Genomic DNA, 20,164 nt, shown 5'->3' with positions numbered 1-20,164 from the left:
AAAAGAAAAAATAAAGCGTCGAAAATGCCGGATGCGCGTCAGGCGGACGGCCGCGCGGCAAACAGCGTCTGCTTGATTCGCTGCAACGTACGGTACGGCGTCACGAAATGCAGCAGGTTCTTGGCAAGGCCGGCCCAGTCGTACGGGTTCAGCGCGTTGAAGTGGCTCAGCAGCAGCGTGAGCGTCGATACCAGCTGGCGCCGGCGTTTGGTCGCGCTGATCCCGCCCTCGTTAAGCTCGTAATACAGGCCGAGTTCCGGCAGGTTGGCGCAATCGTAGCGTTGCATTAACCGCAAAAAAAGATCGAGATCCTCGGCCGCGCGGTATTTCGCGCGATAGTTGCCGACTTCGCGCACGGCGTCGATGCGCAGCATCACCGACGGATGCACGAGCGGCGAGCGCAGGAAGCGGGTGCGGCGCAGCGTGCGCGGATCGGCGGGCGGCGTCAGCATGAAGCGCGGCTCGCCGGCGCGCGACACGACCTGCGTCCACATGCCGACGCAGGCTACACGCGGGTGGGCGCCGAGATACGCGCGCTCTTTCGCAAGGCGCTGCGGCGCGGCGAGATCGCCCGCGTCGATGCGCGCCGCATAGCGGAAGCCGCGCGCCGCGAGCGCGTCGATGCCGGCCGCGAGCGCGCGCTCGATGCCGCCGTTCTGCGGCATGCGCAGCACCTCGATCGCGAGGCCGGGCAGGTCGGGCGCGACGATCGGCGGCGTGCTGCCGTCGTCGACGATCAGCACGTGCACGGGCGCGTCCTCGCGAAACGACGCGAGGGTCCGAACGACGTCGTCGTGCCCGTTGTAGGCCGGCATCAGCACGGCCACGTCGTCGAGCGGGGGCGGGCAATCAGGGGACGTCATGGTTGCAGCTTGAAACGGATGTAATAAAAGTTGACGGCGGCGGCGGCCAGGTAGCCGGCCGCCAGCCCGACGAGCGCGCCGTACAGGCCGAGCCGCGGGATCGCGAACAGGTTGACGAGCGCGGCGATCGCCAGCGCGAGCAGCCATTTCGACAGCAACACGAATTTTGCTTGATATTTGAGAACGATAAGATTGCCTATCGCCTCGATGCCGGCCGGCACGGACAGCCAGACGGCCCAGCGGAAGATGTCGACCGATGCCTCGTAGCCGGGGCCGAACACCTTGCCGACGATCAGCGGGGCGGCCGCGTCGAGCACGAGCGCGCCGGCGGTCATCAGGCAGGCCGTCATCGCGATCAGCCGGACGATGTTGCGGCGCAGCCGCGCGACGTCCTGCACACGGTAGACGAATGCGGGCGCGATCGTCTGCGCGAGCATCAGCGCGAGCGTGATCCAGTTCTCGTTGAGCTGCTGCGCGGCCGAGTAACGGCCGAGATCGGCGAACGACACGTGACGCTCGAGCATCAGGCGGTCGAGCTTCAGGAACAGGTACATGCAGATCAGGCCGAGCCAGAACACGGTGCCGGCCGTCGCAAAGTGCCTGAACAGCGATTTGTCCAACGTCCAGCCGAGCGCGCCGCCGTTGCGATGCCGGTAGTACAGCAGCAGCGCGAAGCCGATCGCGGCGGCCTCGAGCGCCCACAGCCACGCGAAGCGCGCGGGGCCGGCGGCCGCGCGGACCAGCAGCCAGACGAGCAGCGCCTTCGCCAGCGCGGTCATCATGCTGGTCACGAGCTGCGGCTTGCTGTAAGTCATGCTCTGCAGCCACGCGTTGATCACGCCGACGAACGGCTCGCGGAACACCATCGTGACCGCCAGGCCCGCGAGCATCGCGCCGACCAGCGGATCGAAGGCGCCCGCGGCGATCGCGATCCAGGTCGCGACGAGCGCGGCGACCGATACGGTGATGCGCAGCGCGAACGCGCTGCCGAGCACCGCGCCGAGCTGGGCGGGCGGGCGCTGGACGATGGTCGGGACGAGGATTTCCGCGCCGCACACCCAGGTGAGCGGCGCCAGTACCAGGAGGAGCGTATTCGCATACTGCCATTTGCCGAACACGTCCGGCCCGAAATAACGGGCCAGAAGACCGCTGATCGCGATCGCGACGCCGATCTGCGTGAGCCGTTCGAGCCCCAGCCAGACGAGGTTCGCGACGGCTTTCGCGACGTCCGGGTTGCCGAAGCGCTTCAGCATGCGCGGCGGCGGCGCGCGCGCAGGGCGGCCGGCAGGGCGCCAGGAGGCTGCGGATTGGCGGCGGCGGGACGGCTAGGCATTAAAATGGGCGACATGCGCGTCATCGAAACCCGCGATTATAAGTGGGATCGGGGGCGCGCCAGCCGTTCCGCTCCGTGGTCCGCCGGGGCAGGCATGTATCATGCGCGGCACCGGCGGGACGCGGCCACGCAAGCCAGACAATTTTTCATGCACGCAACTGAGAGAGAAGAGAATCGATGATCTCCCAATCCATCTTCAAGGCATATGACATCCGTGGCGTGGTCGGCAAGACACTCGACGTCGACACGGCGCGCGGGATCGGCCGGGCATTCGGCAGCGAAGTGCGCGCGCAGGGCGGCGATGCGGTCGTCGTCGCGCGCGACGGCCGCCTCTCGGGGCCGGAACTCGTCGGCGCGCTTGCCGACGGCCTGCGTGCGGCGGGCGTCGACGTCGTCGACGTCGGCATGGTGCCCACGCCGGTCGGTTATTTCGCGGCGAACGTGCCGCTGGCGCTGAAGGGCGGCGAGCGCCGCGTCGATTCGTGCATCGTCGTCACGGGCAGCCACAACCCGCCCGACTACAACGGCTTCAAGATGGTGCTGCGCGGCGCGGCGATCTACGGCGAGCAGATCCAGGCGCTGTACCGCCGCATCGTCGACGAGCGCTTCGAGACGGGCAGCGGTACCTATGAGGAGTTCGACGTCGCCGATCAGTACATCGAGCGCATCGTCGGCGACATCAAGCCGGCCCGCCCGCTGAAGCTCGTCGTCGACGCCGGCAACGGCGTCGCGGGCCCGCTCGCGACGCGCCTGTTCAAGGCGCTGGGCTGCGAACTCGTCGAGCGCTTCACCGACATCGACGGCACGTTCCCGAACCACCACCCCGATCCGGCTCACCCGGAAAACCTGCAGGACGTGATCCAGGCGTTGAAGGACACCGACGCCGAGATCGGCTTCGCGTTCGACGGCGACGGCGACCGCCTCGGCGTCGTCACGAAGGACGGCCAGATCATCTATCCGGACCGCCAGTTGATGTTGTTCGCGGAGGAAGTGCTGTCGCGCAACCCGGGCGCGCAGATCATTTATGACGTGAAGTGCACGCGCAATCTCGCGCAATGGGTGAAGTCGAAGGGCGGCGAGCCGCTGATGTGGAAGACGGGCCACTCGCTCGTGAAGGCGAAGCTGCGCGAGACGGGTGCGCCGCTCGCCGGTGAAATGAGCGGCCACGTGTTCTTCAAGGATCGCTGGTACGGCTTCGACGACGGTCTCTACACGGGCGCGCGCCTGCTCGAGATCCTCGCGAAGACGGCCGACCCGAGCGCGCTGCTGAACGGGTTGCCGGACGCGATGAGCACGCCCGAACTGCAGCTCTGGCTCGACGAAGGCGAGAACTTCCGCCTGATCGACAAGCTGCAGAAAGAGGCGAAGTTCGACGGCGCCGAGGAAGTCGTGACGATCGACGGCCTGCGCGTCGAGTACCCGGACGGCTTCGGCCTCGCGCGTTCGTCGAATACGACGCCGGTCGTCGTGATGCGTTTCGAAGCCGAGACGCAGGAAGGGCTCAAGCGCATCCAGGAAGACTTCCGCCGCGTGCTGACGGCCGCGAAGCCGGACGTCAAGCTGCCGTTCTGAGCGTCGGCGGCCTGCGGGCCGCCAGCGGCGCCGCGGCCGGTCCAGCGGTCGCGCCATCCCCGAAAAGCGGCGCACGCGACAGCGTGCGGCCGCTTTTTGTCTGTCTGACTCCCCGGGCGCGATAAAATCGCTCCTTTATGTCTGTCGCCGGCTGCCAGCCGGCGTTTTTTCAGCGTGCAAAAGATCCTGATCGTGCGCGTGTCGTCGCTGGGCGACGTCGTGCACAACATGCCGGTGATCGCCGATATCCGGCGCCGCCACCCCGATGCGCAGATCGACTGGCTCGTCGAGGAAAGCTTCGTCGACCTCGTACGGCTCGTCGAGGGCGTGCGCGACGTGCTGCCGTTCTCGCTGCGCCGCTGGCGCAAGAAGCCGTTCGCGGGCGCCACGTGGCGCGAGATCCGTGCATTCCGCCGGCGCCTCGCGGCCGAGCAGTACGACCTCGTGATCGACTGCCAGGGCCTCATCAAGACGGCCTGGGTCGCAAGCTGGGCGCGCGGTCCGCTCGTCGGGCTCGGCAACCGTACCGACGGCGCCGGCTACGAATGGCCCGTGCGCTTCTTCTACCGCAAGCGCGTGCCGATCGCGCCGCGCACGCATGTCGTCGAGCGGTCGCGGCAACTCGTCGCGGCCGCGCTGGACGACCCGGCGCCGACGCCGGCCGATCCGGTCGACTTCGGCCTCGATACGCGCGCGGCGGCGCTCGCGGTGGCCGCGCTCGGCCTGAACCTGCCGGTGCCGTACGTGGTGTTCGTCCATGCGACGTCGCGCGCCGACAAGCAGTGGCCGGACGCCGCATGGATCGAGCTCGGCCAGGCGCTCGTGCGGCGCGGCGCGTCGCTCGTGCTGCCGTGGGGCAACGATGCCGAGCGCGCGACCAGCGAGCGGCTCGCGAAGGAGTTCGGCGCGGCCGCGATCGTGCCGCCGAAGCTGTCGCTGCCGGCCGTGGTCGGGCTGATCGACGGCGCGGCCGCGACGGTCGGGGTTGATACAGGTCTGGTTCACATCGCGGCCGCGCTGAAGCGTCCGACGGTCGAACTGTACAATTTCTCGACGGCCTGGCGGACCGGCGGCTACTGGTCGCCGAACGTCGTCAATCTCGGCACGGCGGGGCAACCCCCGTCGATCGCGCAGGTGAAGTCGGCGCTCGCGGGCTTCGGTCTCCTGTAACGCTGTCACATACGCGAACCGATCATGAGCGAATCCCAGATCATCGAAGTCCCGTCCGCCGACTGGAGCGGACACAACCTGTCGGCGCCGCGAGAGCAGTTGCTGGCCGCGGTCGAGGAGGGCAAGGTGCTGTATTTCCCGCATCTGCGCTTCGCGATCGAAGGCGGCGAGGAAGCGCTGCTCGATCCGGCGCTCGCCGATCCGAACCGCAAGAACATCAGCCTCGCGCCGAACGGCGGCGCGCTCGCCGGCGTGCTCGGCGACAGCGTCACGCAGTCGGCCGTGCGCGCGCTCGTCGCGCGCTTCCAGCAGCAGGCCGGCACGCTCGTCGACGGCCTCTTTCCCGAATACCGCGGCAAGCTGCGCGTCGCGCCGACGAGCCTGCGGCTGATGCAGGTCGAGACGCGCCAGACGTCGTGGCGCAAGGACGACAGCCGGCTGCACGTCGACGCGTTCCCGTCGCGGCCGAACTACGGCGAGCGCATCCTGCGCGTGTTCACGAACGTGAACCCGGCCGGCGTGCCGCGCGTGTGGCGCGTCGGCGAGCCGTTCGAGGACGTCGCGAAGCGCTTCCTGCCGCGCATCAAGCCGCAGTTGCCGGGCGCCGCGTGGCTGCTGAACCTGCTGCACGTGACGAAGTCGCCGCGCAGCGCGTACGACCACCTGATGCTGAACCTGCACGACAGCATGAAGGCCGATCTCGACTACCAGAAGACGAGCCCGCAGGAGACGATGCCGTTTCCGCCGGGCTGCGTGTGGATATGTTTCTCGGATCAGACTTCGCACGCTGTGATGTCGGGCCAGTTCATGCTCGAGCAGACCTTCTTCCTGCCGGTCGACGCGATGGTCCGCCGCGAGTGCGCGCCGCTCGGCATTCTCGAACGCCTGAAGGGCAGGGCGCTGGTTTGAGCGCGCTCCTGCTTCGAAGCAACACGAGGGCCGCGGCATGCTGAGGGCGATCTATCGCGCACTGTGGTGGCTCGTCGCGCCTGCTGCGGTCATCCGGCTCTACGTGCGCTCTCGCAAGGAGCGCGGCTATCGCGAGCACATCGGCGAACGCTTCGGCCACGTGGCGGGCCGCTCGCGCGATGACCGCGCGCCGCTGATCTGGGTGCATGCGGTATCGGTCGGCGAGACGCGCGCGGCGCAGCCGCTGATCGACGCGCTGATGCACGCGCGCCCCGATGCGCGCATCCTGCTCACGCACATGACGCCGAGCGGCCGCGCGACCGGCGAGCAGATCTTCGGCGATCGCGTGCTGCGCTGCTACCTGCCGTACGACATGCCGGGCACGGTGCGGCGCTTCCTGCGCGCCTGGCGGCCGACGCTCGGCCTCGTGATGGAAACCGAGGTGTGGCCGACACTGATCGACGAGTGCCGTCGCGCGGACGTGCCGCTCGTGCTGACCAATGCGCGGATGTCCGCGCGTTCGTTCCGGCGCGCGGCGAAGTTCGGCACGGCGACGCGCGACGTGTTCGGCGGTTTCTCGCGCGTGCTCGCGCAGAGCCCGGCCGATGCGGAGCGGCTGACCTCGCTCGGCGCGCGCAACGTGACGGTGCTCGGCAACCTGAAGTTCGACATGACGACGCCGCCGGAACTCGCGGCGCGCGGCCACGCGTGGCGCGAGGCGATCGGCGCGCGGCCCGTGTGGGTCGCCGCCAGCACGCGCGAGAACGAGGAGGCGCTGGTGCTGCAGGCGTTCGCGGCGATGCGTACGCCCGATGCGCTGCTGGTGCTCGTGCCGCGTCATCCGCAGCGTTTCGCCGAGGTCGAGGCGCTCGTCGAGCGCAGCGGGCTCAAGTGCGCGCGACGCTCGGTATGGGCGGCCGACCCGGCCGCGCTCGCGGCCGGCCGGCCGGCTGCCGAACCGCTGCCGGGCGATGTGACGGTGCTGCTCGGCGATTCGATGGGCGAACTCGGTGCGTATTACTCGGCCGCCGACATCGCGTTCATCGGCGGCAGCCTGCTGCCGCTCGGCGGACAGAACCTGATCGAAGCGTGCGCGGTCGGCGTGCCGGTGCTGATCGGGCCGCACATGTTCAACTTCACGCAGGCGACCGCCGACGCGGTCGCGGCCGGTGCCGCGATGCAGGTCGAGGATCCGCTCGATCTCGCGCACGTGCTCGACGCGCTGTTCGCCGACAACGCGCGGCGCATCGCGATGGGCGCGGCCGGTGCGGCCTTCGCGTCGCGCCACCGCGGCGCGACCGCGCGCACGGTCGACGTGCTCGCGGCGCTGTTGCCGCCCGCCGAACGCGGCGGGCATGTGGTGCGGGACGCGCAGGACACTTCCGACGAATAGACGAAGGCGGCGCAATGCCGTCCGGGCACGCGGGGCGGCATTGCGCCGCCCGCCGCTGCGCCGCTCAGACCGTCAGCAAACCCTGCTTCTCGATGAACGCGATCACGTCCGCGACGCCGTCGAGCGCCTTCAGGTTCGTCATCACGTAAGGCCGTTCGCCGCGCATCTTCCGCGTGTCGGACGCCATCACGTCGAGGTTCGCACCGACCAGCGGCGCGAGATCGGTCTTGTTGATCACGAGCAGGTCGGACTTCGTGATGCCGGGGCCGCCCTTGCGCGGAATCTTCTCGCCGCCGGCGACATCGATCACGTAGATCGTCAGGTCCGACAGCTCGGGGCTGAAGGTCGCCGCGAGATTGTCGCCGCCCGATTCGATGAACACGATGTCGGCGTCCGGAAAGCGCGACAGCATCCGGTCGACGGCCTCGAGGTTGATCGACGCATCCTCGCGGATTGCCGTGTGCGGGCAGCCGCCCGTCTCGACGCCCATGATGCGTTCCTCGGGCAACGCGCCCGCGACCGTCAGCAGCCGCTGGTCCTCCTTCGTGTAGATGTCGTTCGTGATCGCGACGAGGTCGTACTTGTCGCGCATCGCCTTGCACAGCATTTCGAGCAGCGTGGTCTTGCCGGAGCCGACGGGGCCGCCGATGCCGACGCGCAGCGGCGGCAGTTTCTTCGTGCGGCGGGCGGGGGAGGGAGCAGGTGCGTTCATGGCGGGTAGCGTTGTGTTCAGGAGCGGAACAACCGCGAGTACTGGGTTTCGTGCCGCGCGGACAGGATGCCGAGCTGCGGCGCGAACGTGTTGACGGCGTCGGGCGGCGTCGCGAGCGCGCGGCGCACGGCCGCGTCGATCGCACCGCGCAGCGCGACGATGATGCGTTGCCCGGCGAGCTGGCCGAGCGGCACGGCTTTCAGCGCGGCGGACGTCTGGTTCTCGACCCAGCCGAATGCGTACGCGGCGAGCGTCGCGTCGGCGCCGGCGTCGTGCGCGGCGGCCGCGTAGGCGAACGCGGTCGGCAGCGCGACCGGCGACATCGCGGCAAGCGTCGCGCGGCGCGCGGCATCGCCCCATTCGAGCGACGCGCAGAGTTGCGCGAGCGACCAGCCCATCTGTTCGGTCTCGCGGCGCAGTTCCGCCGATTCGCGGCTCGCGACGAACCACGCGTTTTCGGCGGCGAGGGCGCGCGCGTCGTGCGCCTGCCAGCGCGCGAGCTGGTGTGCGAGAAACGGCAGCTCGCCGTGCGCGAGCACGTCGGTCAGGCCGCTCGCGATCCAGTCGCGCGCGGAATCGGCGTCGCGGATCAGGTTCGCGTCGAGCGCGGCTTCGAGGCCCTGCGAATAGCTGTACGCGCCGATCGGCAGCGCCGGCGACGCGAGGTGCAGCAGCGCGACGAGTTCAGTGGTGGTCATGGCCGTGGCCGTGCGTGCATCCGGGACCATGCTGGTGATCGTGATCGTGATCGTGATCGTGGTCGTGGTCGTGGTCGTGCGAATGCGAGTGCCCGTGGTGTTCGCCGAACACCTGCTGCGCGAGCGCGTAGTCCTCGGCGAACGTCGCGTCGTGCCCGTGCTTGTGGCCACCGCCGTATGCACCGGCTTCCGGCTGGAACGGCGCGCGCGCCTCTTCGACCTGCGTGCCGAGCCGGCGCAGCATGTCCGCGAGCACCGGATCGGCCTCGAGCTTCAGGTAGCCGTCGCCGATCTCGACCGGCGTGTGACGGTTGCCGAGGTGGTACGCGGCGCGCATCAGCGTGAGCGGATCGGCCGCGCGCACATACAGCACGGTCTCGGGCGCCGCGGTAATGCGCACGAGCGCACCGTCGTCGGCGACCAGCACGTCGCCGTCGCGCAGCACGGTGCCGCGCGGCAGCAGGACCGCGACGTCCTCGCCGGTGTCGAGCGTCGCCGCGAGGCGGCTCTTGCAGCGGGCGTCATAGGCGAGCGTGAGCGTCGGCGCGCGCGCGACGAGCGACGCGGCGAGTTTCACGTTCGGGGCAATGCGTTTGTCGAGAGTGCGCATGAAACTGGGAACCGGAAATCAGAACAGGAAATAGCGCTGCGCCATCGGCAGCACCGTCGCCGGCTCGCAGGTGAGCAACTGGCCGTCGGCGATCACGTCGTAGGTTTCGGGGTCGACGCTGATCGACGGGCGCCACGCGTTGTGGATCATGTCGGCCTTCGTCACGTTGCGGCAGTTGCGCACGGGCACGATCCGCTTCGCGAGGCCGTAGCGTTCCGCGATGCCCGCATCGGCCGCCATCTGCGACACGAAGGTCAGCGACGTGCGCGCGAGCGCGCCGCCGCGCGTCGCGAACATCTCGCGATAGTGGACCGGCTGCGGCGTCGGGATCGACGCGTTCGGGTCGCCCATCTGCGCGACCGCGATCATCCCGCCCTTCAGGATCATCGACGGCTTGATCCCGAAGAACGCGGGCTCCCACAGCACGAGGTCGGCCCACTTGCCGGGTTCGATCGAGCCGACTTCGTGCGAGATCCCGTGCGTGATCGCCGGGTTGATCGTGTACTTCGCGACGTAGCGTTTCGCGCGGAAGTTGTCGTTGCGCGTGCCGTCTTCCGGCAGCGCGCCGCGCTGCACCTTCATCTTGTGCGCGGTCTGCCACGTGCGGATGATCACTTCGCCGACGCGGCCCATCGCCTGCGAATCGGACGACAGCATCGACAGCGCGCCGAGATCGTGCAGGATGTCCTCGGCCGCGATCGTCTCGCGGCGGATCCGCGATTCGGCGAACGCGAGATCCTCGGCGATCGACGGATCGAGGTGATGGCACACCATCAGCATGTCGAGATGCTCGTCGAGCGTGTTGATCGTGTACGGGCGCGTCGGGTTGGTCGACGACGGCAGCACGTTCGCCTCGCCGCACACCTTCAGGATATCGGGCGCATGGCCGCCGCCCGCGCCTTCGGTGTGGTACGTGTGGATCGTGCGGCCCTTGAACGCGGCGACCGTCGATTCGACGAAGCCGCCTTCGTTCAGCGTGTCGGTGTGGATCGCGACCTGCGTGTCGGTGTCGTCCGCAACCGACAGGCAGTTGTCGATCGCGGCGGGCGTCGTGCCCCAGTCCTCGTGCAGCTTCAGCCCGATCGCGCCGGCCGCGATCTGCTCGACGAGCGGTTCCGGCAGGCTCGCGTTGCCCTTGCCGAGGAAGCCGAGGTTGATCGGCCAGCCGTCGGCGGCCTGCAGCATCCGCTCCATGTGCCACGGGCCCGGCGTGCAGGTCGTCGCGTTGGTGCCGGTGGCCGGCCCGGTGCCGCCGCCGAGCATCGTCGTGACGCCCGATGCGAGCGCCTCGTCGATCTGCTGCGGGCTGATGAAGTGGATGTGCGTGTCGATGCCGCCCGCCGTCACGATCAGCCCTTCGCCGGCGATCACTTCGGTGGCCGCGCCGATCGCGATCGTCACGCCCGGTTGGATATCCGGGTTGCCGGCCTTGCCGATCGCCGCGATGCGGCCGTGCTTGATCGCGATGTCGGCCTTCACGATGCCCCAGTGATCGAGAATCACCGCGTTCGTGATGACCGTGTCGGGCACGTCGGCGGCCACGCGCTGCGACTGGCCCATCCCGTCGCGGATCACTTTCCCGCCGCCGAATTTCACTTCCTCGCCGTAGGTCGTGAAGTCGCGTTCGATCTCGATCAGCAGTTCGGTATCGGCGAGCCTGACGCGGTCGCCCGTCGTCGGCCCGAACATTTCCGCGTACGCGCGGCGGCTCAAGCGTAGTGTCATGACGTGTTGTTCCTGGAGACCTGAAGAGCGGGGCGGGTGCTCAGAGCGGCCCCATCACCTTGCCCTGAAAACCGTAGACGGCGCGATCGCCCGCCAGCGCGACCAGCTCGACGGTGCGCGTCTGGCCCGGCTCGAAGCGCACGGCCGTGCCGGCCGCGATGTTGAGCCGGAAGCCGCGCGCGGCCGCGCGGTCGAACGACAGTGCGTCGTTGACTTCGAAGAAGTGGTAATGCGAGCCGACCTGCACCGGGCGGTCGCCGGTGTTCGCGACGACGAGCGTCAGCGTTTCGCGGCCCACGTTCAGTTCGTGCTCGCCGTCGTCGGTGAGGATTTCGCCGGGGATCATGCGTTGCCTCACGGAATCGGGTGGTGGACGGTCACGAGCTTCGTGCCGTCGGGGAAGGTCGCCTCGACCTGGATGTCGGGAATCATCTCCGGCACGCCGTCCATCACGTCGTCGCGCGTGAGCAGCGTCGTGCCGTAATGCATCACTTCGGCAACCGTCTTGCCGTCGCGCGCGGCTTCCATCAGCGCGGCGGTGATGAAGGCGACCGCCTCCGGATAGTTGAGCTTCAGGCCGCGCGAGCGACGGCGTTCGGCCAGCAGCGCCGCCGTGAAGATCAGCAGCTTGTCCTTTTCTCGGGGAGTCAGTTTCATGAAGGCAAGCGTTCAGTAAAACGTAATATTTATCGGTGCGCACGCAGCCGGACGAGTGCGCGGGTCATCGTAGCACCGCGCTGTTTTGCGTGCGTCGTGTATCGGTTATGTAAGGAGCAAGGCGTGTGCCATGTCCGTCGCAAGGGGCGCGATGCGCGTTCGTGGTGCGCGATGCATGAACGGTGTGCAACGCTGGTCGCGGCGCTGCGCCGAAACGGTGCGTCGGCCGATTGCGCTCAGGTTTGCCAGAGGCGCAGCGGTCGTGCGTCGACGCCGTGCACGATCGGCCGCAGATGCAGCCAGCAGTCGGTGAAGTGGCGCTGCAGCGCTTCCATCGACGTCGACAGCGCGCGTATGAGCACGACGCCCGGCGTCACGCAGGTCGCGCCTGCGCGCAGCGTGTCGTCGAACGGCATCCGCGCGGCGAGCGATTCGGCGAGCGCGGCGTCGCACGCGGCGCCGGCGGCCCACAGCGTGCCGTAGGCGGGAAAGCCTGCGAGACCCTGCAGCGCGCCGCGCAACGGATCGTGCGCGTCGAGCAGCGCGCGCTCGACCCACAGCGGCCGGCCGTCGGCATCGACGAGCGCCGACGTCGACGCGATGCGGCCCGCCGACCAGGTTTCGCCGGCCGCCTGCCGGCCGAGTTGCGTCGTGTCCCAGCCGATCGCGCTCGCGCCTGCACCGAGCGTCATGGTGAAGTCGAGCGACGCGTGCGCCGCGTCGAAGAACAGGTTGTTCTGCGGCAGCCAGTCGAGCTTCGCGTCGCGGCCGACCGCGATGCCGATGTGCTGCGTCGCATCGAGGCCGTTCGATTTGTACCACTTGGTCGCACCGGGCGTCGTCAGCACCGCATGCGTGCCGTCGCCGAGCGCGATGTCGATGTCGAGCCGGTCGCCGCCCGCGACGCCGCCCGGCGGGTGGACGATCACCGCGTGGCAGATCGCGTCGCCTTCCGGGTACAGCGGCCGCTGCACGCGCAGCGGGCCGTCGTGCAGCCGGTGTACGAGCGTCGTGCGCGCGCCGTGCCGCTCGAAGCCGAGTTCGAGGCGGCCGCGCCACGACTTGGCGACGGCGGGGCGGGACAGCGGGGCGTGGGAATCGGGGGCGGACATCGGCGGACGGGGAACGGGATACGGGCGCGAGGAACGTGGATGCTACCGGAACAATAATGCAGATGCCGTCTGCGTTGACAGCGCCGGGTTCGGGCGAGCCGCGGATCCGCGGCGTCACCGGCCTGGGCGGTTCCTTCGACGGGGCTTGGAAGTGTCCGGGGCCCGCCAAATTGCGGTGCCGGCCGCGAGCCCGCGACTCGCACGCTGGACGGAGCGGAGCAGAAACGGCGCCACGTCGTTGACGCGCTTACGCTGGGCTGCGTGGCGTGGTGTCGGTCACCGTGCCAGCTGGCGCATGTTCCTTGTCCAGCCTGGCGAAGTTCTCGCGGAGCGCCGACTCCTGCTGTGCGAACACCTCCGGTTTTTTCTTCTTGAGATTCTCGAGGTTGATGAGCTTCCATCTCAGGGCCGGCAACTCGTGCAGATGCGTGTATGGCATCAAGGACCAGTCGGGCTCGGCCCGGACCAGCGATATCAGGAATTGACGATGGTTTTCCGTGAGCGATGCCGGCAGTTCCCGATGGAGCCGCTTTTGCGTTTCTTCGAGCGTTGCCAGGTCGATGGGTTCGGCTGTCATGCCGACGAAATCGGCGTCATAGGCCTCTGCCATCGAATGCTTCGGTCCAAAGAGCACCTCGTGAATTGGCCTGTTATGCCCGGACAGGTAGCCCACGAACGCATCCACGATATCCGGGCGCAACCCATGGAGCGAGTACATATGCATCACGTCGAAAAGATCGCGCGGATGCTGGCGGTCCAATGCGGCCACCAGCTTGCTGCCGTAGAGCTCGGCTTCATGAAGCGTCGGGACTTCGATGCTGGTGCTGAACGTGTCCTCGGCCTGCTTCGTAAGGGAGCGCTGGACGGGGGCAAGCAATGTGCCTCGGAAGATGTAGTTGACTTCGACCTTGACCGCGGTCGCGTCGGAAATGACCACGAGCTTCACATCGTCGCCCTTCGCTTTCCCGGATGAGGAGGCGGCCGAGAACTCCGTCGCATGTCCCTCGGCCTCGATTTGCTTCCGGGTTCGATCCAGCTCTTTGTCGATCGCTTCGAGCGCTTCTTCGCGGTTCAGGCTTCGATCGATGACCACGACATCGATATCGACCGAAAGACGCGGCATGTCATGCAGGAACAGGTTTAGCGCGGTACCGCCTTTCATCGCGAAGCACGGCGTGTCGAAGACGATCGGTGCAATCGCGAGCATCAGCCGGACGGTGTCTACGTAGGTCTGGTTCATCACGGTTTGAGTGTGAGTCGCTTGCCGTTCTTCATCTTGTTCGACCATCGCGTGCCTTCGCCGAGACGGTTGACATGCTTCTGAAGGTCTCGTGCCCATGGAAAATCCGCGCCCTGTCCAAGATCTCGCACCAGCCGGACGACCTTCACGCTCGTACAGTGGTGTAGAAGCACGTCCAGCGTTTTGGCGCGCAGGTTGCGCAATCCGATCACTAGATTGGTCGTTTCCTCCATCGACTGTCCCTTTCCGATGTCGCTTGCAAGTTCCAATATGGCTCGCTCCGGAACGGACACCAGTACGTCAGGCCCCCCGGCGGGAAGCTGTGTCAGTCCGAACGAGTAGGGCAACGATTCGTCGAACAACGCAGTGGTCTGGTACGTGTAGTGCATGTGCTCCGCTACCCATGAGGGAATGCGATACGGTCGCGGGCCCCATAGAACGACCTTCTCCTTGAACGCGATGTTGTGGCGCACACCTTGCCAGGCGAGGGCTGTTTTGCCGCCGACGTGGATGCCGGGGACGCGTCGGCCTAGATACGCGATGATGCCGTCTCGCGAGGGCGTGTCACCGGTCAGCAGGTAGATGCCCTTTGAAAGGCGCTGCAGCCAGCCGGACTTGACCATGTGCGACGCCAGGGCCGCGCTGACACCCATGTTCCGAAGCATTTCGGAATCGATGGGGTAGCCGCGCAGGGTCTCCTGCATCAACCGCTGGACTGTTTTGTTGCTCATCGAGGGTGACTAGGGCATTGTCTGATTGCAGTATATATAGAGATCATTTGATTATCTGCAATTTTTTAACGCTATTGTGCCCAATCGCGCTGCACCTTGAGCCGCCCGCCCAGGACACTGGCTCACGTGCGCCTGGCGAGATGGCGGCGTATCGGGATGACAGAACCCATTACGGGGGCAACGCGTTGACTGTATGCGAGAAATAGCCGCTTTATTTGATAATATGCGAATAATTAACGCATGGATCGTGGCGGTCGGAAGCGACTTGGGCGCCGGCAACGGGAGCGCACAGTCTGTCGCAGTGCCAACTCCGCGTCGCCTCTTGCCATGGGGGGAGGCGGCGCGCCGGAATATGACAGCGTTCGTGTGAATGACCTGCGCCGGCGGCAAAGTAGCCGCATCCGGCTGACCTCAAGCACCCTCCGAACCATCCCTGCCGCAGGCGCGCAGGTCATTCACGGCAATTTGGCCATTCAGGCGCGCATCACACTGCGATCAGCTCGCGCACGCCGTTCGTTTCCATGTCCCGCGCGTCGCCGCCCGCGACGATCTCGCCGCGGCTCATCACCCAGTAGCGGTCCGCGATCGAGCGCGCGAAATCGTAATACTGTTCGACGAGCAGCACCGTCATCTTCGATTCGTCGACGAGCTGGCGCAGCGTGCGGCCGATGTCCTGGATGATCGACGGCTGGATGCCCTCGGTCGGCTCGTCGAGAATCAGCAACTGCGGCTCGCTCATCAACGCGCGGCCGATCGCGAGCTGCTGTTGCTGGCCGCCCGACAGGTCGCCGCCGCGGCGCGCGCGCATGTCCTTCAGCACCGGGAACAGGTCGTAGATGCGCTCGGGCACCTTCGACGGTGCTTTCCGGCTCGCCGCGCCGACGAGCAGGTTCTCCTCGACGGTCAGCCGCGGAAAGATGTCGCGGCCCTGCGGCACGTACGCGAGCCCGGCCGCGACGCGCGCATACGGCGGCATTGCGCCGAGCGCCGTGCCGCGCCAAGACACGCTGCCGCTTTTCGCGGCGACGACGCCCATCAGGCAGCGCAGCAATGTGCTCTTGCCGACGCCGTTGCGGCCGAGCAGCACGGTGAGCTTGCCGTCGTCGGCGGCGAGGCTCACGTTGCGCAGGATATGGCTGCCGCCGTAGTACTGGTTCAGTGCATCGATCTTCAGCATCGCATCATCGTCCAAGATAAGACTCGATCACCGCGTCGTCGCGCTTGACCTGGTCGAGCGTGCCTTGCGCGAGCACCGCGCCTTCGGCCATCACCGTCACGCGGCCCGTGTCGCCCGCGAGCGCCGCGACGAATTCCATGTCGTGCTCGACGACCATCATCGAGCAGGTGCCGCGCAGCGTGTTCAGCAACTCGGCGAGTTCCATCGTCTCGTGGTCGGTCATCCCGGCCGCCGGCTCGTCGAGCAACAGCAGCGCGGGGCGCTGCATCAGCAGCATGCCGATCTCGAGCCGCTGCTTCTGCCCGTGCGACAGTTCGCCGGCCGTGCGGAATGCGTGGCTTTCGAGGCCGGTCAGCGCGAGCGTCTCCTCGATCTTCGCCTGCGCCGCGCGGCCGAGCCGCGCGCGCAGCGACGCGAGCCAGCCCTTGTCGGTCTGCATCGCGAGTTCGAGGTTTTCCCACACCGGGTGCTGTTCGAACACGGTCGGCTTCTGGAACTTGCGGCCGATGCCCGTGCGCGCGATTTCCGGTTCGTTCATCCGCGTGAGGTCGATGGTCTGGCCGAGAAACACCTTGCCCGCATCGGGACGCGTCTTGCCGGTGATCACGTCCATCATCGTCGTCTTGCCCGCGCCGTTCGGGCCGATCACGCAGCGCAGCTCGCCTGCGTCGATCTCGAGCGACAGCTTGTTCAGCGCGCGAAAGCCGTCGAAGCTCACCTCGATATCCTCGAGGTACAGGATCGTGCCGTGCGACGTGTCGATGCCGGGCGGCACGACGCGGCCCATCGAGGCGGTGCCGCTGACGGCCAGCAATTCGTCCTCGGGCGGCGGCGTGAATTGATAGAGGGCCGTTCCGTTCATGCGCGTTTCCCCTTCGCGAGCACGATTTCGACGAGGCCCATGATCCCGCGCGGCAGCAGGAGCGGCACGAGCACGAAGATCAGGCCGAGGAAGAACAGCCAGTATTCGGCGAAGTAGGCGGTGAAGAAGCTCTTCGCGCCGTTCACCGCGAACGCGCCGATGATCGGCCCGATCAGCGTGCCGCGCCCGCCCACCGCGACCCAGATCGCCATCTCGATCGAGTTGCCGGGCGACATCTCGCCGGGGTTGATGATGCCGACCTGCGGTACGTACAACGCGCCCGCGATGCCGCACAGCACGGCCGACACGGTCCACACGAACAGCTTGTATGCGAGCGGGCTGTAGCCGAGGAACATCAGCCGCGTCTCGCCGTCGCGCACCGCGGTGACGACGCGCCCGAGCTTGCTCGTGACGATCGCGCGCGCGGCGACGAACGCGAGCACGAGCGTCGCGAACGTCAGCAGCAACAGCACCGTGCGCGTGCCGGGCGACGTGATGGACAGGCCCGCGATGCGCTTGAAGTCGGTGAAGCCGTTGTTGCCGCCGAAGCCGGTCTCGTTGCGATAGAACAGCAGCATCGCGGCGAACGTCAGCGCCTGCGTGATGATCGACAGGTACACGCCCTTCACGCGCGAGCGGAACGTGAAGAAGCCGAACACCCATGCGAGCACGGCCGGCACGAGCACGACGAGCGCGAGCGCCCATGCGAGGTGCTGCGTGCCGCTCCAGTACCACGGCAACTGGTGCCAGTCGAGGAACACCATGAAGTCGGGCAGGTCGCTGCCGTACTTGCCGTCGTGGCCGATCTCGCGCATCAGGTACATGCCGATCGCATAGCCGCCGAGCGCGAAGAACAGGCCGTGGCCGAGGCTCAGGATCCCGCAGTAGCCCCAGACGAGATCGAGCGCAAGCGCGGCGATCGCATAGCACATCAGCTTGCCGGCGAGCGTCATCGCGTACGCGGACAGGTGGAACGCGCTCGATTCGGGCGCGACGAGCGCGGCGAGCGGCACGCCGATGCCGATCGCGATGCACAGCGCGATAAGCGCGAGCCACGCGCGGCGCGGCAGCAGCGCGGGGCGCGGCGGCAGGCCGAGCGCGAAGCTTTCCTCCGCGGGTGCGGCGGCAGGGGGCTTCGGCGCGTCGGCGACCGGGTTCGGCAGCGGATGGGTGAATGAAGTCACGTCAAGCCTCCGCGCTGCGGCCCTTCGGGGCGAACATGCCTTGCGGGCGTTTCTGGATGAACAGCACGATCATTACGAGCACCGCGATCTTCGCGAGCACGGCGCCCCAGAACGGCTCGATCGCCTTGCTTGCGAGGCCGAGCCCGAAGCCGCCGAGCACGGTGCCGGCGATCTGCCCGACGCCGCCGAGCACGACCGCCATGAACGAATCGATGATGTAGTTCTGGCCGAGATCGGGGCCCACGTTGCCGATCTGCGACAGCGCGCAACCGCCGAGGCCCGCGATGCCCGCGCCGAACGCGAACGCATACGCGTCGACGCGTGCGGTTTTCACGCCGACGCACGCGGCCATCCGGCGGTTCTGCGTGACCGCGCGCACGAACAGGCCGAGCCGCGTCTTCGTCAGCACGGCCCACGCGACGAATACCACCGCGAGCGCGAACGCGAGGATCGCGAGCCGGTTGTACGGCAGGATCAGGTTCTGCATCACGGTCATGCCACCGCTCATCCACGACGGGTTCACGACCTGCACGTTCTGCGCGCCGAACAGCATGCGCGTCGCCTGGATCAGGATCAGGCTCACGCCGAACGTCGCGAGCAGCGTCTCGAGCGGTCGGCCGTACAGGTGCCGCAGCACGAGCCGTTCGAGCACGATGCCGACGAGCGCGGCCGTCGCGAACGACACCGGTACGGCAACGAGCGGATACCAGTCGAATGCGCCGGGTGCGTAGCGCTGGATCAGCGTCTGCACGACATAGGTTGCGTACGCACCGATCATCAGGAATTCGCCGTGCGCCATGTTGATCACGCCGATCAGTCCGTACGTGATCGCGAGGCCGAGTGCGGCGAGCAGCAGCACGCTGCCGAGCGACAGGCCCGCGAACAGCGTGCCGACGATCTCGCCGCGGCGCTGCAACGCATGCAATGCGTCGAGCCCCTGCTGCGCGGCGTCGCGCACGCGCGCATCGGGCTCCGCGTAGCTGCCGTCGGCGTTCTTCGCGACGAGCGGGCGCATCTGCTCGATCATGTCGAGATCGTGGCGTGCGGCTACTACCTGCACGGCTTCGAGGCGCTTCGCCGGATCGGCGTCGTGCAGCGCGGCGATTGCCCACAGTGCATCGAGGCGGCGCTTCAACGCGGGATCGGTTTCCTTCGCGCGGGCGCGGTCGATCATCGGCTTGAGCGCCGGGTCGGGCGATTTCAGCAGCGCATCGATCGCGTCGCGCCGCGCGGCGACGTCGGGCGACGCGAGCGCGAGGCCCGACAGGGCGCCCGAGATCTTCGTGCGCAGCAGGTTGTTCAGCATCACGGGCTGCGCGTCGCCGGCCGGCGTCGCGGCCTGCGTGAGCGCGTCGTGCGCGGTGTCGCCGGCCTGGATCAGCAGGCGGCCGTCGCCGGTCGCGAGCGCGTCGCCGCTCGACAGTGCGTTGAGTACTGCGACGGCGCGCGGATCGGCGTCGCCAGCGAGCCGGTCGACCGCGGCCGTCTTCGCGTCGAAGTCGTCGCCGGCGAGCGCGGCGGTATCGGCGGCCGTCAGCGCGAACGCGGCGCGCGGCAGCCCGCCCGCGAGGGCGGCGCACGCGACGATCGCGACGGCGGCTCGGCGAAAGCGTGTAGGCATCGGGAAATCCTGTCGGGCGTGGGGAAGCGAATTCATGCGGCAATGCGTTGGCGATTGCGGTGCTTCATGGCAATCGCGCCCGCCGCATCCGCACCTGCAGGCAAGCGGAGCATCGCGCCGGTGCGCGACGCCCCGCATCGCGTCAGGCGAGCACCGCGCGCTGCCGGCGCAGGAAGGCCGGGATCGACGTGACGATGTCCGGCTTGCTCTGGTTGCCTGCGATGAACGGGCTCCACGGTTGCGCGCGCACCGCGGTCTTTGTCTTCCATACGACGTTGAATTGCCCGTCGCCGCGGATCTCGCCGATCATCACCGGCTTGTGCAGGTGATGGTTGCCGTCCATCGAGAGCGTGAAGCCCGACGGCGCGGCGACGGTCTGGCCGATCATCGCGACGCGCACCTTGTCGACGTCGGTGCTCTTCGCTTTCTCGACCGCTTGCTTCCACATATGGATGCCCACGTAGGTCGCTTCCATCGGGTCGTTGGTCACGCGCTTCGCGCCGCCCGGCAGGTTGTTCGCCTTCACCCACGCGGCGAACTGGTCCTTGAATTTCGTGTTCGTCGGGTTCTTCACCGACATGAAGTAATTCCACGC

20 protein-coding genes are annotated in these 20,164 nt (G+C 67.7%); 4 read left to right on the top strand and 16 right to left on the bottom strand.

Annotation, left to right across the window (positions count from 1 at the left end; all coding sequences use genetic code 11):
- Positions 1-38 precede the first annotated feature (38 nt).
- Both BFF94_RS25990 and BFF94_RS25985 read right to left on the bottom strand, forming a co-directional pair.
- Entirely contained in the window at positions 39-863 is an 825-nt protein-coding gene (locus BFF94_RS25990) for a glycosyltransferase (RefSeq protein WP_219140022.1), read from the bottom strand.
- Entirely contained in the window at positions 860-2,116 is a 1,257-nt protein-coding gene (locus tag BFF94_RS25985; RefSeq protein WP_219140021.1) for a lipopolysaccharide biosynthesis protein, read from the bottom strand. The genes BFF94_RS25990 and BFF94_RS25985 overlap by 4 nt, the downstream gene beginning before the upstream one ends.
- 257 nt (positions 2,117-2,373) lie before the next feature.
- Between BFF94_RS25985 and BFF94_RS25980 the strand changes: the two genes are divergently transcribed.
- The 4 genes from BFF94_RS25980 (at position 2,374) to waaA (ending at position 7,240) form a co-directional block, all read left to right on the top strand.
- Positions 2,374-3,768 (top strand): phosphomannomutase/phosphoglucomutase, encoded by a 1,395-nt coding sequence (locus BFF94_RS25980; RefSeq protein WP_128843044.1) that lies wholly within the window; start codon positions 2,374-2,376, stop codon positions 3,766-3,768.
- Positions 3,769-3,942: 174 nt separating this feature from the next.
- Complete coding sequence (gene waaC, locus BFF94_RS25975; RefSeq protein WP_219140020.1) at positions 3,943-4,938, top strand: lipopolysaccharide heptosyltransferase I; 996 nt, start codon at positions 3,943-3,945, stop codon at positions 4,936-4,938.
- A 24-nt stretch (positions 4,939-4,962) separates the two neighbouring features.
- Positions 4,963-5,847: a Kdo hydroxylase KdoO gene (gene kdoO / locus BFF94_RS25970; protein WP_219140019.1), complete on the top strand. Its 885-nt coding sequence runs from the start codon at positions 4,963-4,965 to the stop codon at positions 5,845-5,847.
- Between the two features lie 37 nt (positions 5,848-5,884).
- Positions 5,885-7,240, top strand: a complete 1,356-nt coding sequence (waaA, locus tag BFF94_RS25965) for a lipid IV(A) 3-deoxy-D-manno-octulosonic acid transferase (protein ID WP_219140018.1) — start codon at positions 5,885-5,887, stop codon at positions 7,238-7,240.
- A gap of 64 nt (positions 7,241-7,304) precedes the next feature.
- Here waaA and ureG read toward each other — a convergent pair whose 3' ends face one another.
- The 14 genes from ureG to BFF94_RS25895 all read right to left on the bottom strand — a co-directional run.
- Positions 7,305-7,952 carry an urease accessory protein UreG gene (gene ureG / locus BFF94_RS25960; protein WP_128843107.1) on the bottom strand — a complete coding sequence of 216 codons (648 nt, stop codon included), beginning with the start codon at positions 7,950-7,952 and terminating at the stop codon, positions 7,305-7,307.
- A gap of 17 nt (positions 7,953-7,969) precedes the next feature.
- Positions 7,970-8,650: an urease accessory protein UreF gene (locus BFF94_RS25955; protein WP_219140017.1), complete on the bottom strand. Its 681-nt coding sequence runs from the start codon at positions 8,648-8,650 to the stop codon at positions 7,970-7,972.
- Positions 8,637-9,260, bottom strand: a complete 624-nt coding sequence (ureE, locus tag BFF94_RS25950; RefSeq protein WP_219140016.1) for an urease accessory protein UreE — start codon at positions 9,258-9,260, stop codon at positions 8,637-8,639. The genes BFF94_RS25955 and ureE overlap by 14 nt, the downstream gene beginning before the upstream one ends.
- Positions 9,261-9,278: 18 nt before the next feature.
- Positions 9,279-10,985, bottom strand: coding sequence for an urease subunit alpha (gene ureC / locus BFF94_RS25945; RefSeq protein ID WP_128843109.1), 1,707 nt, complete (start codon positions 10,983-10,985; stop codon positions 9,279-9,281).
- A gap of 40 nt (positions 10,986-11,025) precedes the next feature.
- The gene (locus tag BFF94_RS25940; RefSeq protein WP_128843110.1) at positions 11,026-11,331 is read right to left on the bottom strand and encodes an urease subunit beta; all 306 of its coding nucleotides are present in this window, start codon (positions 11,329-11,331) and stop codon (positions 11,026-11,028) included.
- A gap of 8 nt (positions 11,332-11,339) precedes the next feature.
- Entirely contained in the window at positions 11,340-11,642 is a 303-nt protein-coding gene (locus BFF94_RS25935; RefSeq protein WP_128843111.1) for an urease subunit gamma, read from the bottom strand.
- A 236-nt stretch (positions 11,643-11,878) separates the two neighbouring features.
- Positions 11,879-12,754, bottom strand: a complete 876-nt coding sequence (locus BFF94_RS25930; protein ID WP_128843112.1) for an urease accessory protein UreD — start codon at positions 12,752-12,754, stop codon at positions 11,879-11,881.
- Between the two features lie 247 nt (positions 12,755-13,001).
- Complete coding sequence (locus BFF94_RS25925) at positions 13,002-13,994, bottom strand: nucleotidyl transferase AbiEii/AbiGii toxin family protein (RefSeq protein WP_128843113.1); 993 nt, start codon at positions 13,992-13,994, stop codon at positions 13,002-13,004.
- The gene (locus tag BFF94_RS25920; RefSeq protein WP_128843114.1) at positions 13,994-14,725 is read right to left on the bottom strand and encodes a type IV toxin-antitoxin system AbiEi family antitoxin domain-containing protein; all 732 of its coding nucleotides are present in this window, start codon (positions 14,723-14,725) and stop codon (positions 13,994-13,996) included. The genes BFF94_RS25925 and BFF94_RS25920 overlap by 1 nt, the downstream gene beginning before the upstream one ends.
- A gap of 484 nt (positions 14,726-15,209) precedes the next feature.
- Positions 15,210-15,902, bottom strand: a complete 693-nt coding sequence (gene urtE / locus BFF94_RS25915) for an urea ABC transporter ATP-binding subunit UrtE (RefSeq protein WP_128843117.1) — start codon at positions 15,900-15,902, stop codon at positions 15,210-15,212.
- Between the two features lie 4 nt (positions 15,903-15,906).
- The gene (gene urtD / locus BFF94_RS25910; RefSeq protein WP_128843115.1) at positions 15,907-16,764 is read right to left on the bottom strand and encodes an urea ABC transporter ATP-binding protein UrtD; all 858 of its coding nucleotides are present in this window, start codon (positions 16,762-16,764) and stop codon (positions 15,907-15,909) included.
- A complete protein-coding gene (gene urtC / locus BFF94_RS25905) occupies positions 16,761-17,948 on the bottom strand; it encodes an urea ABC transporter permease subunit UrtC (protein WP_128843116.1) in 1,188 nt (395 codons plus the stop codon). Before urtC ends, urtD begins: the two co-directional genes overlap by 4 nt.
- A gap of 1 nt (position 17,949) precedes the next feature.
- Positions 17,950-19,569 carry an urea ABC transporter permease subunit UrtB gene (gene urtB, locus BFF94_RS25900; protein ID WP_219140015.1) on the bottom strand — a complete coding sequence of 540 codons (1,620 nt, stop codon included), beginning with the start codon at positions 19,567-19,569 and terminating at the stop codon, positions 17,950-17,952.
- A gap of 142 nt (positions 19,570-19,711) precedes the next feature.
- Positions 19,712-20,164, bottom strand: a 453-nt coding sequence (locus BFF94_RS25895; RefSeq protein ID WP_219140014.1) for a transporter substrate-binding protein, incomplete at its 5' end; no start/stop codon positions are given.

This window comes from Burkholderia catarinensis (genome assembly GCF_001883705.2).
In the GTDB taxonomy this organism is placed as follows: domain Bacteria; phylum Pseudomonadota; class Gammaproteobacteria; order Burkholderiales; family Burkholderiaceae; genus Burkholderia; species Burkholderia catarinensis.
This window is presented reverse-complemented; position numbering and strand designations above follow the sequence as displayed.

Coding starts and splice junctions, on each gene's coding strand:
- ureE (WP_219140016.1), bottom strand. CDS start 9,260: ATGCGCACTCTCGACAAACGCATTGCCCCGAACGTGAAACTCGCCGCG.
- BFF94_RS25920 (WP_128843114.1), bottom strand. CDS start 14,725: ATGAGCAACAAAACAGTCCAGCGGTTGATGCAGGAGACCCTGCGCGGC.
- BFF94_RS25925 (WP_128843113.1), bottom strand. CDS start 13,994: ATGAACCAGACCTACGTAGACACCGTCCGGCTGATGCTCGCGATTGCA.
- urtD (WP_128843115.1), bottom strand. CDS start 16,764: ATGAACGGAACGGCCCTCTATCAATTCACGCCGCCGCCCGAGGACGAA.
- kdoO (WP_219140019.1), top strand. CDS start 4,963: ATGAGCGAATCCCAGATCATCGAAGTCCCGTCCGCCGACTGGAGCGGA.
- ureC (WP_128843109.1), bottom strand. CDS start 10,985: ATGACACTACGCTTGAGCCGCCGCGCGTACGCGGAAATGTTCGGGCCG.
- ureG (WP_128843107.1), bottom strand. CDS start 7,952: ATGAACGCACCTGCTCCCTCCCCCGCCCGCCGCACGAAGAAACTGCCG.
- urtE (WP_128843117.1), bottom strand. CDS start 15,902: ATGCTGAAGATCGATGCACTGAACCAGTACTACGGCGGCAGCCATATC.
- BFF94_RS25985 (WP_219140021.1), bottom strand. CDS start 2,116: ATGCTGAAGCGCTTCGGCAACCCGGACGTCGCGAAAGCCGTCGCGAAC.
- BFF94_RS25930 (WP_128843112.1), bottom strand. CDS start 12,754: ATGTCCGCCCCCGATTCCCACGCCCCGCTGTCCCGCCCCGCCGTCGCC.
- waaA (WP_219140018.1), top strand. CDS start 5,885: ATGCTGAGGGCGATCTATCGCGCACTGTGGTGGCTCGTCGCGCCTGCT.
- urtB (WP_219140015.1), bottom strand. CDS start 19,569: ATGCCTACACGCTTTCGCCGAGCCGCCGTCGCGATCGTCGCGTGCGCC.
- BFF94_RS25935 (WP_128843111.1), bottom strand. CDS start 11,642: ATGAAACTGACTCCCCGAGAAAAGGACAAGCTGCTGATCTTCACGGCG.
- BFF94_RS25940 (WP_128843110.1), bottom strand. CDS start 11,331: ATGATCCCCGGCGAAATCCTCACCGACGACGGCGAGCACGAACTGAAC.
- BFF94_RS25990 (WP_219140022.1), bottom strand. CDS start 863: ATGACGTCCCCTGATTGCCCGCCCCCGCTCGACGACGTGGCCGTGCTG.
- BFF94_RS25955 (WP_219140017.1), bottom strand. CDS start 8,650: ATGACCACCACTGAACTCGTCGCGCTGCTGCACCTCGCGTCGCCGGCG.
- BFF94_RS25980 (WP_128843044.1), top strand. CDS start 2,374: ATGATCTCCCAATCCATCTTCAAGGCATATGACATCCGTGGCGTGGTC.